Below are 13,099 nucleotides of genomic sequence, written 5' to 3'. Positions count from 1 at the left end.
GATGAAAACAATGACGCTGGCCGAACTGGCTAAGCGGGTGGGTGTGGGCGTCGCCACGGTAGATCGGGTGCTGAACGACCGGGGCGGCGTGTCGCCCGCGATGACGAAAAAGATTTTACTGGCGGCGCGCGAAGCGGGTTTGAAACGCATCCTGCCGGAGGAGCACCGCCACGCGTGGCAGATCGAAGTGCTACTGAGCGGTAACGGTTCCTTCTTCTTTCAACAGCTGGCGCAGGATTTTGCCCGGCTGGCGGATGAGCTCGGCTATCGTCGTCTGCGGCTGCACCGCACGCTGATTCCAGAGCATGCGCCCGAAAAACTGGCGGCGCATATCGAAGCCAGCAGCAAAAAGATGGACGGGCTGATTGTTTTCGCCCATGAAAATCCGCTGATTTACGCAGCGCTTGAGGCCTGTAAAGCGCGTGGCGTACCGGTCATCACGCTGGTGGCCGATCTGCCTGATGCGCCGCGCCTGTGTCATGTCGGTATTGACCAGCTGAAGGCGGGACGCACCGCCGCGCTGATGCTCGGCAGCATGCTGCCTGTGGCGGGAGATGTGGTGCTGGTTAGCGGTCGCGCCGATTACGCCGCGCACCGTCTGCGCATCGAAGGGTTTCAGGCAGTGCTGGCGGAGCGTTTCCCGCATCTGCGGCTGCGGGAGATAATCGCTGGCCAGGATGAGCGCGAGCGCATCAGCCGGCTGCTGGAGAAAACGCTGGCCGCATCGCAGCACATTGTCGGCTTGTACAATACCGGCATGGGCAACACGCAGATTCACGAAGCGCTGGCGCGCCACCGGCTGTGCGGCAAGGTGGTGTATGTGACGCACGAACTTTACCAAACCACCCGTGAGCTGCTGGCCAAACGCGTGCTGACGCTAACGCTCGATCAAAACACTCTGCGTCACGCACAACTGGCGCTGACGCTGCTGCTGCGACATCTGGAAGAGGGTGAGCAACCAGAGACCTATCAGCCCGGCAAAGTCGACTTTATGCTGTTTACGCAAGAGAATTTTGCCTGATTCGACTTTGTCTTTTATCGCCAGCGCGGTTAAATCGGCGTGATAGCGTGCTGCTACACTCAGTAGCAGCAAAAATCTTCTCACAACAAGGCGAACGCATTATGTCGGAAAATCAGTATCAGCCCGCGAAAGTCTGGACCTGGGACCCGGAAGCCAAAGGTAACGGGGCGAAGACTAACCGTCCAACCGCCGGGCCGACGCATGAGCAAACGCTGCCGGTCGGTAAGCATCCGCTGCAGCTCTATTCGCTGGGGACGCCAAACGGCCAGAAAGTGACCATTCTGCTGGAAGAGCTGCTGGCGCTCGGCGTGCAGGAAGCGGAGTATGACGCCTGGCTGATCCGCATCGGCGACGGCGATCAGTTCTCCAGCGGCTTCGTTGAGGTTAACCCCAACTCAAAAATTCCGGCGCTGCGCGACCACTCGATCACGCCGCCACTGCGCGTGTTTGAATCCGGCAATATCCTGCTCTATCTGGCAGATAAATTCGGCCACTTTATTCCCTCTGACGTGGCGGGCCGCACTGAAACCCTGAACTGGCTGTTCTGGCTGCAGGGATCCGCGCCCTACCTTGGCGGCGGTTTCGGCCACTTCTATCACTACGCGCCAGAAAAAATTGAATACGCCATTAACCGTTTCACGCTGGAGGCCAAACGTCAGCTTGATGTGCTGGATCGCCAGCTGGCGGACCACCGTTTCCTCGCCGGCGACGAATATACCATTGCCGATATCGCGACCTGGCCGTGGTACGGCAATCTGGTGCTGAACAACCAGTACGGCGGCGGCGAATTCCTCGATGTGCAGTCGTACAAAAATGTGGTGCGCTGGGCAAAAGAGATTGCCGACCGTCCGGCGGTGATCCGCGGGCGTAAAGTGAACCGGGCATTTGGCGCCGAGCCGCAGGATCAGCTGCTGGAACGGCACGATGCGAGCGATTTTGATACCAATACTGAAGACAAGCGTCAGGCGCGAGGCGAACAATAATGGCCGCATATGTCGTTATGATTAAAGACGAAACGCTGGACAAAGACGAGCTGACCACCTATTCGCAGAAAGCCGGCGCGGCGCGTGGCGATCACCACATCACGCCACTGGCGTTTTACGGCGATCTGGAGGTACTGGAAGGGCGCGATGCTGAAGGCGTGGTGGTGCTGCAGTTTGAAGATGCCGAGGCCGCCAAAGCCTGGTACTTCAGCCCGGCCTACCAGGAAGCCAAAGCGCATCGCCTGAAAGGCGCCAACTACCGCGTACTGCTGGTGAACGGCGTGGCGTAATGGATGACGTAACCCGTTGCTCAGCACGGGTTATCTGCGGCGCGATCCCTCGCGCCGCGATTAAATCCAGCGCGGTTAATCCAGCGCGATTAATCCAGCGTAATCCGCACCACGCTATCCGGCCCTTGCGGCGAGCGATCTTTATTGAGTCCCTGCTTCACCGTCACGTACAGCGTCTGACCATCTGGCGACACCAGCAGGCTGTTAGGGTGGGTCGGCAGCGCCCAGCTATTTTTCACTGCGTAGGTCGTCGCGTCCAGCTGCAGCACTTTGCCGCCGAGTCGCTGGCTGATGTAAATCTCGTTGCGCTTCGCATTGAATTTGATGCCAAGCGAATCGCCGACATCCAGGCGTTTGATCACCTTACCGCTGCGCTCATCGAACACCAGCGTGGTTTTGCCCTTAGAATTATCAGTGACGTACAGGCGGCCATTGGCGGCATCTTCGGCCAGATTTAACAGCAGATACTCTTTGCCATCGCCTGGCGTCCAGCGCTGCTCAATTTTGTGACTGCGCGGATTGATCACCAGCACTTCGCCACTGCCGTTCGCCGCGTAAATACGGTCGGTTGACGCCGAATAGAGCAACCCGGTCACCCACTTGCCGGCGTTTTTGATGGTGGTTTTCAGCCGCAGCGTATTCGCATCGACCACCCAAATCATCGCCGGATTCTCAATCGCACCGATGTACAGCAGGCCGTCATGCAGCAGGATTTCACGCGCGCCAACCGGATTGCCTTTGTCGTTTTTCAGGCCAAACAGCAGACGCTGCAGCACTTTACCGCTTCTGGCGTCCACTTTTGTCACGCCACCGTCCAGCGTGTTGGTAATGTACAGCACGCTGCCGTCCGGTGAAGCCGTCATGCCAAAGTTTTTCAGATCGGTGTGGGTTTCGCCCAGCGTCGCCAGCGTGCGGGCATCCAGGCGATACAGCACGCCACCGTTGACGGTTTTAAACGCCTGTGCGCTGGCCACATACAGCGCAGCCGGATCGCCCGGCACATAGGCCATTTCATACAGGCCGTCGCCCAGTTCACGCTGCTGTACCTTCTCCGCTGCCGCTGGCTTAGCCGCGGCGGCAGGCGCTACTGATTTTTTAGCCGGCGCCTGACAGGCGCTCAGGCTCATGGCTGCCAGCAGCGCCAGAACCAGCGCGGTGGCGCGCGGGCGTAATGATGAAGTCATTGCTGTCTCCGGTAAGGACCGATGGGTTACCTGCGCGAGCAGGAAGCATAAAAAGGAATGAGAATCATACGCATTATTGTATCAGTCGTAAATGTGCCTGATCGGTGGCAGGAGGCGCAGGGCTGCGCTGCGTCAATGCCCTCCCCTCAAATTGCCACTTGTAGTATGCTTGACGGCATTCCAGCCTTAGATGTTGACTTAAAAAATGATGGTTCCTGACTATTTAATCAGTGTGTTGCTAACGGCCCATAACAGTGAAAAATTTCTGCCTGACACGCTGGCGAGTTTAGAAAAGGCCTGTCATGGTGTTGAGCAGTATATTGAATTTATTCTTATCAATGACGCATCCGTCGACAACACAGCAGCGTTACTCGATGATTTTTCCCGGCGGCATCCGCAGGCGAAAGTATTTAATATTGATTACCGCAACATTGGCCGGGTGCGTAATTTTGGCGTTCAGCAGTGCAGCGGTGAATATATTACGATGCTGGATGGCGACGATCAGTTGCTGGCCGACGCCCTCGCCGATATTGTCCGCTACCTGAAAAGCCATCGTCCGGATGCACTGTTCACGGCGCTTAATGAGGTATACGAATCCCGGCCTCAGCACATCACGTGGCAGGGCCTGCAGGCGGAAACACTGTCACGGCATCAGGCCATTGAAAAATTCCTGATCCATCGCGATTTGCAGGCGCACTTTATCGGTCAGTTTATTAAGCGCACCATACTGCTGGCACATCCCTTCCCGGATTATACCTGCTACGAGGACGCCTGGCTTTTTCCGGAAATCCTGGTCAGCAGTCATGCAATCGCTTATAGCCGCCAGAGCCCTTATCTCTATTTTAAACGCGGCAACAGCTTATCCAGCCAGCTGGATAAACACAAAATTTCACTCTTAGTGAGCGCAACGCAGCATATGGATGAGGTGTTGCAGGAGCGCTATCGCAATCTGCTATCCTGCCACTGGATTAATATTGCACATAAACATCGGCAAGCCCTGGATAATCCTGACGACAGAAAGCAGGTTATTGAGGCGATCACTAAAATCAGGCCGCTGTCTTTTCTTTTCGATAGTAAAATCAGAACCAGTTTTAAAAAGAAATATCTGGCTCTGAAGTTAAACAAACCGCTGTAACAACCGGGCGCTATGCCAGCGCCGGTTTATCAGGACGATGCTTTCTCAGGCGGATGAATCATGGCATAGCTGATGATAATCGCCATCACCAGGATTAGCACCGAACCACTCTGAATTAACACCGTGTCGGTCAGCCCAAAGATGATAATTGACAGCGGCAGCAGCGTTAATCCGGCGACGCCGCGGCGTGCGGCTAATATCAGCAGCACCAGGTAAAAAATCAGCAGGGAAAGTGCACCAGCGATCCCCTGCAGCGAAAGCGTTTCAAGGAAATCATCGTGCAGGTGATACATGACGTTTTTATACGCTTCGGGATTGTGGCGCTCATGCTGCGTGATGTATTCCCGTGCTTTTGCCGTGCGCTGATCCGGACTTTGCCCCAGTAGCGACCACGAAACGCTGTGCCAGCCGCCTTTCCAGATAGAGAAACGGGCACCAATCGAGGTGTTGTTGTTGGTTTGATAAGTATCGACTTCATTGTGGATGCTGTCTAAGCGCTGCCAGACGCTGCCCGGCATAAATAAAGCGCCCACGATAATAAACAGCGCTAACACCACCAGCGAAATTTTACCCGCCCAGCGATGGGTAAAATAAAACCAGGCCAGATAAATCAGTGGCAAGGTTAATACGCCGGCGCGTGACTCGGTCAGAATCATTAGCATCATATTCACGACAAAAACCGCGCTGAATAAGACCATTTGTCCGCCGCGATGGGTGATGACCCGGTGGCCGGTATACAAAGTACAGAGCGCCAGCGCGGTAATCAGATAAGAGACGGTACCGGCGGAGTCGGTCAGCAATCTGATGCGGGTCAGCGTTTTTGCGTGTTCACTGATAGCGAAACCTAACGTCACCAGCAGCCCGACAAATAAGATGGCGCTGCAGGTTATCAGGAGTGGACGGCTAAGGTAGTGGCGCCAGGCGACGATAAAATAGCTGAGAAAAGCCGCGATAATAAATAGCTTACCGCCCTGGAAGTAGTTATTCACCACGTCACTGAATTCAGCGTGGGAAAACATCTTTGCCCAGATGAGCCTGACCAGCCCAATGAACAGCAGCGGAAGCGCTACCGTTATGGCCGTTTTATCTTTTAGCCACTGTTTTTTCACCGCCAGAATTACTAAATACAGAGCCACCAGATAACTGGAAAAATAGAATATTTTGCGCGGTAAGGCTTCAACCACCAGTGACGACGCCAGCGCGATACTCAGCAGCACAAAACAGAGCTGGTAAATATTTTTACCCGTCATCAGCTGGCGAAAAGCGTGAGCTTGCACTTAACAATACCTCATCTTGATATGTTTCAGGCGCCACAGCATGGCCTGCCACCATCTTTTTTGACGAAAAAGCGACTTATACATTCTTTTTGCCTGCTGCGCATTGGCTGGCTGATCAAACGCCATGGTGGACAGCGGTGAATCCTGATAAATATCGCGATAGTGGTGAACCACAAACTGTTGATTCCATACCTGCCAGGGCTTATCCGCACCGGCATAATGAATCAGGCAGGTTTCCGCCGGCACGTCGAGCGTATAGCCACGATCGTCATGGGCCAGCATGGTCAGGGTATTGAAGCGAGGAGAAACAAAGGTCACTTTATCTTCCAGTAAAATATTCAACGCATCCTGGTCGAGATACTGGAAGTCTCGCCCGTGTTCGGACAGTAAAGTAAACGCGCGTTCGCTGATATTGTCAGCGCGCCATTGCGCCACATCAATCAGCATCATACCGGCGTTAAAATAGCGCTCGCCGCGCAAGCCGGCATTCTTCGCCAGCACCGGCTGCAGCGAGGCAATTTCACCGACCACCAGCGCAACCGCCTCGGGGCCGGTCGGGATCTGCCACAGTTCATTGAGCGGATTAATGCACACCATATCGGCATCAAGATAGAGCAGTTTTTCCGCCTGCGGCAAAATCAGCGGTGCCAGAAAGCGATAGTAGGTCGCACGGGTAAAAAGTTCAGTGACCGGCAGCGTGGCAAACAGCTGGTCCGGCAGATGATGCAGCGTCACGCCGTGGCGCGATCCCTGAAACAGCCTGGCCAGCCGGGGGTTATCGGCCGGTGTCAGTTCTGACGAGATCAAATGGAAATGATACACGCGGTCTCCGGCGTGTTTCATGATGGACAGAATTGTGATTAGCGCATGCGCTTTAAACTTTCCGTCAACGCCAAAAACAATATGTTGATCGCTCTGTACCGGAAAAAGTGGTTCGGCGTTTATTTCCTGAAGAACATCATGATTCATTGCGCGCTTCTCTGCTGCGGAGCGCTACACTCCGTAACCACTTAATATGTAGACAATAAAATTGGGTTTACCAAAACGGTGAAAAGATTACCATTTTGGTAAACCCAAAGAAAGCGTAGCACGATAAGCCAGGAGTTTTCGCAGACGAGACATAATCAGCCTCTCCCATCCTGTTTTTTACGATGGGAGAGGCACGCTGGAGAATAAAGCTACAGCGACGCGCCGCCGCAAATTACCAGCTCCTGTCCGGTAATGGCAGCGGCAGCCGGCGACAGCACAAAGCCAGCCAGCGCGGCCACCTCTTCGGGATGGATATAGCGTCCGATAGGCGGCAGTTTCGGCGGCGAGCTGGCGCGGTCCGGCTGCAGCAGCATCGGCGTGGCGGTGGCACCGGGAGCGATCACATTGACCGTAATGCCCTGCGGAGCCAGTTCGGCGGCCCAGCTGCGCGCCATGCCCACCATCGCCGCCTTGGTGCTGACATACTGGCTGCGATTCGCCGCGCCGCGTGACGTGCGGCTGCCGAGCAGCAGGATACGATCGCCGTGGCCCATCTGCGGCAGCAAGGTGTTGGCCATGATTTGCGCCACCTGCACGTGCAGATACCACAGCCGCGCCCCCTGCTCTTCCTCCAGCTCACCCAGCGGCGCGGCCAGCATCATGCCTGCCGCGTGCACCAGCGCATCCACCTTCGCCAGCCCGGCCAAAGCCCGTTTCAGCTGACCGGCGTCAAACAGGTCGACGCTGACGGAGGTAAACGCCGGATGATCTTTCTCCACCGGCGTACGGCTAAAACCAGTGACCTGCCAGCCCTGCGTCAGCAGCTCATCGGCAATCGCCGCACCAATGCCGGAACTGACACCGGTCACCAGCGCATGGCGGCTCATGCTTTGTCCCTCACCCAGCTCTCCTCAACGCGCACGTACTTGATGGCCTGGCGAAAATAGGTGTAGGCAATGTGCAGTGCGCCGTCCGCGCTCTGCTTAATGCTGGGATAGGAGAACTCGCGGTTCAGTTTCTGCTGTGAATTGTTGGTCATGCAGTAGCCGTCCCCTTCATCCAGATTACGCTGCCACGGCCAGCTCACCCCGCCATCGGCAGAAATAGCCAGCGTCATCGGTGCGCGCGGAGCCCCCCAGAAGGCGGTGCGTGCGCCCTGAACCACCGGCTGCGCCGCCACGGCCACCGCCGCGTCATCTTCATCTTCGTCTTCGATTTCGTCGTACAGTGACAGGCGACGCTCGCTGGCATCACGTGCGCTCATGGCATTAAACACCAGCGCCAGATGGCCGTTATGCAGCGTAGTCACCTGAATCGATGAGTTATTATTTGGCAGATCGGTTGCCTGCGGCGCGCTCCAGCTTTCACCGCCGTCGTCCGAACGACTCTGGTAGATATAATCAGCCCAGCGGCTGCGATACAGCGACAGCAGGCTGCCATCCTGCAGCAGCGTAATGTTCATGTGCACGCAGCCGAGGCTGTCCGGCACCGCCACATCGCGCCAGCTCTGTCCTTTGTCACTGGAGATTTTTACCGCACTGATGTCATCGTTGCCCACCCATTTCACTCCCGGCTGGGTGCGACAATAGAACACCGGCAGCAGCCAGTTGCCGTTCGGCAGCACCACCAGCGGCTGGCGGATAAACGTGCCCGGCTGATCGAGCAGCGTATCGATGGCACTCCAGCTGTGACCCAAATCGTGTGACTGGCGATAGCGCACAATCGCCGTGTCCTGATTACCGGACTTCTGCGCGGTCCACAGCAGCCACAGCACGCCCTCGGGATCGAGGAACAGTACCGGATTCTGTTCCGATCGCGCCGGATCGTCGGATAACTGCAAAGGATCGCTCCACTGGGCGCTGCCCTGCGCCAGCCGCGAGCACCACACCGAAATATCCGCGATGCCTTCCTGCGTGCCGCCAAACCACACGCACAGCAGGTCGCCGTTTGGTAACGGCAGCAGATTAGCGGCGTGGTTCTGCGGACAGACCGAAGGCAGCATCGCCGTGAGCTGCTGCGCGTCCTGCGCGTGCGGATGAAGCTTACCGTTGCGTTCGACGGTAATGGTTGAGTCGGTCATGTCAGGCTCCACTGTTTTGCATTGATGAATCAGGTGCATTTTTGCGCTGCGACTGGCGTGACGGGATCAGGCGGTCAATCAGCATGATCACCGCCGGTGTGACCAGCGCGACGTACATATTGTTGATGCCGAACGGATCGCCCAGCAGATACCACAGCGAGGTCATGACGCAGGCACCAATCAGGCCGGCGTTCGCGCCGCGCGTACTTTTATAAAACGGCAGGTAGAAAGCGATGATCGCCACCACCGAAATTGATAGGCGAATGGCGCGGGTAAAGAACGACAGCTTCAGCACTTCCGGTACGAACAGCACGAAGATCAGCGGCAGGAAACCGATCAGCAGTGACAGCCAGCGCGTCATGCGAAATTCGCGTTCCGGCGTCGGATTACGGTATGGCACATAAAAGTCCTTCACCACCAGCGAAGCGATGGCCAGCGCCACGGTGCTGACGCTGACAAAAATCGAGGCCACCAGCGAGGTGGTGACAATCCCTGCCAGCCACGGGCTCATGTCCTGCAGGAACACCGGCAGCGCGTACAGGCTGTTGATCTCCGGATGCAGATACTTTGCCGCCACGCCAATCAGCGCAATGGCGATGGCAATCGGCATACAGAAGAAGAACGCGACCCAGGTGGCCCGCTTCGCAGACGCCGCGCTTTTGGTCGAGGCAATGGCCTGAATCACAAACTGGGTGCAGAAGATCGACCCGATGGTGCCAATCATCCAGGCAAAAATGGTGCTGGCGCCCACGTTACCGTCCCAGGTCCAGTAAAAGTGCGGCATCTCTTTGATCATCGGGCTGACGCCGCCAGTCATGTGCAGCGCCACGCCGAGAATGACCAGAATACCGATATATTTCAGGCCGCTGTGCAGCAGCGTCACCCAGGCGATGCCTTTCATGCCGCCGAACATAAAATAGAAAGTGCTGACCAGCGCAGTGATCACCGCCGCCGTGGTGAGGTCAAGGTTCAGTACCGTAGAGATCGCCGCCGCACCGCTGACATAGTTACCGACGTTCACCAGCAGCAGCGCGTAGATCATGATGATGGAAATAATATTTTTGGTGGAGTTGCCATAGCGCTCGGCAATCGCGCCGGAAATGGTAATTTTGCCGGTATTGTAGATGCGTTTGACCAGCAAAATACCAAACAGCGGAAAGCCGATGGCGGCACCGATCACCGACCAGGACGCGGCAAAGCCATCCTCAAAAGCCGCCTGCGCCGTACCGATGGTTGACTTGGCGCCAATGTATTCAGACATCAGCATCACGCCGACCACAAACGCTGGCATCACGTTTGAACCCGCCATAAAGTCGCCGCTGTTTTTACTGCGCAACCGCCAGGTCAGCCAGGTAGTGAACAGGATGTAGGCAATGACAATCCCGACAATAATCACCATCCCTTCTGCAGAGAACTGTTTCATGTTCGCCTCATTGATAACGTAGGGTCGTGGTGCGTGCCGGGCTTCACACACACCGTTAATGAGGCGGCCATGATTATTGTTGTTGCGTCGCTGCGCTGGCTACCCCGCACCGTGCAAAATGATTCACTTCACTCAAAAATGAATAAATTTACGCACAGGCAGGGCAATTTATAGATTAACTGGCGCTTAATTAGTTTGATCATGCTCACAAACAGTCAAATGTGATTAATAATAATCAAACCTGACTATGTGAGATAGCGAGGCAGACGGCGTGCCTGGCCGCGGCCACCGCGCCGGGCAGCCGCGAACGTCAGGCGAGACTGTCGTTTTCCAGTTTCTGCCGTTTGCGCAGATGAGGGAACAGCGCCATCCACAGCGCCACGACCACCAGGGTGCCGACACCGCCAATCGCCGCTGCGGGCACCGCACCGAACCATGCGGCCAACAGGCCGGATTCGAACTCCCCCAGCTGGTTAGAGGTATTAATGAAGATGGCGTTGACCGCATTGACGCGCCCGCGCATCTCATCCGGCGTGTCCAGCTGCACCAGCGCGCCGCGAATCACCATGCTCACCATATCGAAGCCGCCGAGTGCCGCCAGCGCCAGCAGCGAGAGCCACAGCTGCGTCGATAGCGCAAATACCAGCGTAGCCAGACCAAAACCGGCTACCGAGCCAAACATGATCATGCCCACGTGCTTTTCCAGCTTGTGACGGCTGAGCCACACCCCGACCAGCAGCGCCCCGACCGACGGGGCACCGCGCAGCATGCCCAGCCCCCACGGACCGGTATGCAGAATATCCTGGGCGAAGATCGGCAGCAGCGCCGTGGCGCCGCCCAGCAGCACGGCAAACAGATCGAGCGAGATCACCCCAAGCACATCTTTGCGCTCGCGGATGAAGCGGACGCCGGCAAACATGGTGCTGAGGCTGGCCGGAATACGCGCCTGCGGCGGTCGTTCGTAGCGCAATCGGCTGACCAGCACAATCGACAACAGATAGAACAGCGCCGAAACACCGTACACCACCTCCGGCCCGGCCACGTACAGTAAGCCGCCCAGCGTCGGACCGACAATCACCGCCGCCTGACCGCCCACCGAGCTGGCCGCCATGGCGCGCGCGAGGATGGGCGGCGGTACCAACGCTGGCAGCATTGAGGTGATTGCCGGCCACTCCAGCGCTTTGGCCAGCGAAATCAGGAATACCAGACCCCAGATTTCAATCCGGCCCGCCCAGTGCAGCAGCGTCAGCGACACCAGCCCGAGCAGCGCCAGCCACTCAATCAGCTGCCCCAGCAGCACGATGCGGCGACGGTCATACTGATCCGCAAGGTGACCCGCCGGCAACGCCAGCAATACTGAAGGTAAAAATTGCATCAGACCGATCATGCCCAGCGCCATAGCACTGTGGGTAAGCGCATAGATTTGCCAGCTGACGGCCACGGAGAACATCTGAAAACCAAACGATGAACAGGTACGCGCCAGCCAGAAGGCGACGAACGACCTGTGTCGCAGCAGCGAATCTTCCGCTGCGGTGACCGGTGAACCCATAGTTTTATCCCATCCTGAAGCAGAACCGGCCGGCGTCATGGCACCGGCCTGGTGAAAAGCCACCATCGGCTTTCCTTATGTTTTTCACGCCATAGAGTGCGATAACTGACCGGGGCAGGCAATGGCTGGATGTGCGCTGTAAAAACAGGTGCTTATCCGGATTGACAGTTAAACATGGCGTTCTGAATATTAGCAGACTGATTGTTTTACTTTGAAAATAGCCGAATCATTCCAGATAATTCAGTAAAGCGTTAATTAATGCCTGACCAATTCTTTTTATCTCTTTATCAGAAACAGCTAAAAAAGGTGATCTTTGCCGGCGAATCGATCTATATTGCCCCCTGTGATAATCACAGCAGTCTTCCCGTCCTTATAATAATTAAGACGCTATCGTTCATTAATTTATTCATAGAGATAAATGGAAAACAATTCATACCATCCTTATGTCACTGAGCGTGTCTGTCGCTTCGACGGCACACCTATCGGCGCATGCTATTCAGCGTCCTTAATGCATTGCGTGCCGGAACGTGATGCATTACTTCATGAAGGCGAGATAATTACTCAACATTATCAGTCAGCGGATGCTGCGGGATTAATAATTATTCCACTGGCGGGAAATAGTGTGATGTCCTTTTTGCATGACGTGGATAATTATTCCAGCCTGCAACATGAGAATGTTAGACTGGCGATCAACTATGCCACTTTACGTCAGGCAGGATCCGCCTTACGCGCTGTGGCGTCTCGTTTTTCCTTCTGGCTTTACGATCTCGCGCCGCCGGGAACCGAGTGGAAAAATATTACCGATTTTCCCTTCAGCGGTATTGTTCTGAGCGATGACTTCTTCCGTGAAAATTATCTCAAGTTCAGCTTTCCTTTTCTGCTCGCTTCGCTGCGGGAAACACAAGCAGAGGTAATATTACGTACGCCCCAGCTCCAATTACCGGCCGAAGATTACCTGCATTTACAGCTAAGCGGCTGGCAAACGCAGCGGAGCTGTCATCCGCTCTTCCCAGGGTAAACGTTTACACAAAATTCTGCGCGTCGGCGTTATCACCCGATTACGTCGGACAGGATGGCGCAATATCCTCATAAAATGTCGTGTCACTGCCTGATAAAAAGAGCAAAGCGCTAAAAAAATCAAACCTGTTAACGTTTTTAAGATAAAATTTAACGCAAAGGGATCATCCT

The 13,099-nt window shown here is 55.7% G+C and carries 12 protein-coding genes; 5 read left to right on the top strand and 7 right to left on the bottom strand.

Annotation, left to right across the window (positions count from 1 at the left end; genetic code table 11):
• The first annotated feature begins 1 nt into the window (after position 1).
• The 3 genes from CBW22_RS02410 (at position 2) to CBW22_RS02400 (ending at position 2,294) form a co-directional block, all read left to right on the top strand.
• Positions 2 to 1,021 (top strand): LacI family DNA-binding transcriptional regulator, encoded by a 1,020-nt coding sequence (locus CBW22_RS02410; RefSeq protein ID WP_088515918.1) that lies wholly within the window; start codon positions 2 to 4, stop codon positions 1,019 to 1,021.
• Between the two features lie 101 nt (positions 1,022 to 1,122).
• Positions 1,123 to 2,004 carry a glutathione-dependent disulfide-bond oxidoreductase gene (yghU, locus tag CBW22_RS02405; RefSeq protein WP_021507780.1) on the top strand — a complete coding sequence of 294 codons (882 nt, stop codon included), beginning with the start codon at positions 1,123 to 1,125 and terminating at the stop codon, positions 2,002 to 2,004.
• Entirely contained in the window at positions 2,004 to 2,294 is a 291-nt protein-coding gene (locus tag CBW22_RS02400) for a DUF1330 domain-containing protein (RefSeq protein ID WP_088515917.1), read from the top strand. The genes yghU and CBW22_RS02400 overlap by 1 nt, the downstream gene beginning before the upstream one ends.
• A gap of 89 nt (positions 2,295 to 2,383) precedes the next feature.
• On the opposite strand, the gene CBW22_RS02395 is transcribed toward CBW22_RS02400, so the two are convergent.
• Positions 2,384 to 3,478, bottom strand: a complete 1,095-nt coding sequence (locus CBW22_RS02395; RefSeq protein WP_088515916.1) for a YncE family protein — start codon at positions 3,476 to 3,478, stop codon at positions 2,384 to 2,386.
• A 205-nt stretch (positions 3,479 to 3,683) separates the two neighbouring features.
• Between CBW22_RS02395 and CBW22_RS02390 the strand changes: the two genes are divergently transcribed.
• Positions 3,684 to 4,613: a glycosyltransferase family 2 protein gene (locus CBW22_RS02390; protein WP_088515915.1), complete on the top strand. Its 930-nt coding sequence runs from the start codon at positions 3,684 to 3,686 to the stop codon at positions 4,611 to 4,613.
• A gap of 29 nt (positions 4,614 to 4,642) precedes the next feature.
• On the opposite strand, the gene CBW22_RS02385 is transcribed toward CBW22_RS02390, so the two are convergent.
• The 6 genes from CBW22_RS02385 to CBW22_RS02360 form a co-directional block, all read right to left on the bottom strand.
• Positions 4,643 to 5,890 (bottom strand): O-antigen ligase family protein, encoded by a 1,248-nt coding sequence (locus CBW22_RS02385; RefSeq protein ID WP_254919462.1) that lies wholly within the window; start codon positions 5,888 to 5,890, stop codon positions 4,643 to 4,645.
• On the bottom strand, positions 5,891 to 6,859 hold the full coding sequence (locus CBW22_RS02380) for a glycosyltransferase family 8 protein (protein WP_088515914.1): 969 nt from the start codon (positions 6,857 to 6,859) through the stop codon (positions 5,891 to 5,893).
• 209 nt (positions 6,860 to 7,068) lie between these two features.
• Positions 7,069 to 7,746 (bottom strand): SDR family NAD(P)-dependent oxidoreductase, encoded by a 678-nt coding sequence (locus CBW22_RS02375; RefSeq protein WP_021507786.1) that lies wholly within the window; start codon positions 7,744 to 7,746, stop codon positions 7,069 to 7,071.
• Positions 7,743 to 8,939 carry a sialidase family protein gene (locus tag CBW22_RS02370; protein WP_088515913.1) on the bottom strand — a complete coding sequence of 399 codons (1,197 nt, stop codon included), beginning with the start codon at positions 8,937 to 8,939 and terminating at the stop codon, positions 7,743 to 7,745. Before CBW22_RS02370 ends, CBW22_RS02375 begins: the two co-directional genes overlap by 4 nt.
• A 1-nt stretch (position 8,940) precedes the next feature.
• Positions 8,941 to 10,362: a sodium:solute symporter family protein gene (locus CBW22_RS02365; protein ID WP_088515912.1), complete on the bottom strand. Its 1,422-nt coding sequence runs from the start codon at positions 10,360 to 10,362 to the stop codon at positions 8,941 to 8,943.
• Positions 10,363 to 10,672: 310 nt separating this feature from the next.
• The gene (locus CBW22_RS02360) at positions 10,673 to 11,911 is read right to left on the bottom strand and encodes an MFS transporter (protein ID WP_088516074.1); all 1,239 of its coding nucleotides are present in this window, start codon (positions 11,909 to 11,911) and stop codon (positions 10,673 to 10,675) included.
• Positions 11,912 to 12,329: 418 nt separating this feature from the next.
• On the opposite strand from CBW22_RS02360, the gene CBW22_RS02355 reads away from it, so the two are divergent.
• Positions 12,330 to 12,929, top strand: a complete 600-nt coding sequence (locus CBW22_RS02355) for a hypothetical protein (protein WP_058774908.1) — start codon at positions 12,330 to 12,332, stop codon at positions 12,927 to 12,929.
• Positions 12,930 to 13,099: the final 170 nt, after the last annotated feature.

The sequence above is a fragment of the Pantoea sp. VS1 genome, from assembly GCF_002207995.1.
Lineage (GTDB): Bacteria > Pseudomonadota > Gammaproteobacteria > Enterobacterales > Enterobacteriaceae > Pantoea > Pantoea dispersa.
The sequence above is the reverse complement of the archived record's forward strand: the minus strand, read 5'-3'. Positions and strand labels throughout refer to the sequence as shown.